Consider the following 629-nt stretch of genomic DNA (forward strand, 5'->3'; position numbering starts at 1 on the left):
CACTTGGAATGATGCGCTTGTTTCAACGGGAGCCGCTTCAAAAACTCAAGAGGAAACCGCGAATACGGAAACGAACACATCCTCTTTCGCACAAAACCAGCCCCCAGAATCAGAATCTATAGAACGTGGCGCTAAACAAGAACCGACAACACCAACCGAACCGGTTACGAGTGCCCCCACCTCAACGGGAAGTAACACATCATCTCAGCACGACCATGAAATAGAAGAAGCCAATTCCGAGGTTCCACAGGAATTGCTGGATATGTGGCCGTCACGGCAGCTTGCTGAATGGGTAAATAACGGGGCTGCTTCCGAGGAAGACGACGAAGACACGAAAGCATGGCTGGACAATACAGTCAAGATCCTACAAAGAGCTTTGCGGGGTTATGAAATGACTGCTGAGTTGATTGGTGCAAGGCTAACCCCAAATGCAGCCCTTGTTCGGTTCAGGGGCTCAGACGACCTCACCGTACCCAAGGTGGAGAAAAAACGGCAAGAACTACTCACCTCCCACGCTGTTGATGTCATAAATGTCCTTGCTGCTCCAATGGAAATTATCATCATGGTCAAACGACCGCACCGAGCAATCCTGCGGTTGCAGGATCTTTGGCGAAGACGGCAACTTCCCT

At 50.6% G+C, this 629-nt stretch carries 1 protein-coding gene; it reads left to right on the forward strand.

All coding sequences use genetic code 11. The annotated features are described in order from the left end of the window. A partial coding sequence (locus ACOCD2_RS24760; protein ID WP_419589981.1) for a hypothetical protein occupies window positions 1-629 on the forward strand: 629 nt, incomplete at both ends.

The sequence above is a fragment of the Thiolapillus sp. genome (genome assembly GCF_048562965.1).
Classification (GTDB): Bacteria; Pseudomonadota; Gammaproteobacteria; order Chromatiales; family Chromatiaceae; genus Thiolapillus; species Thiolapillus brandeum_A.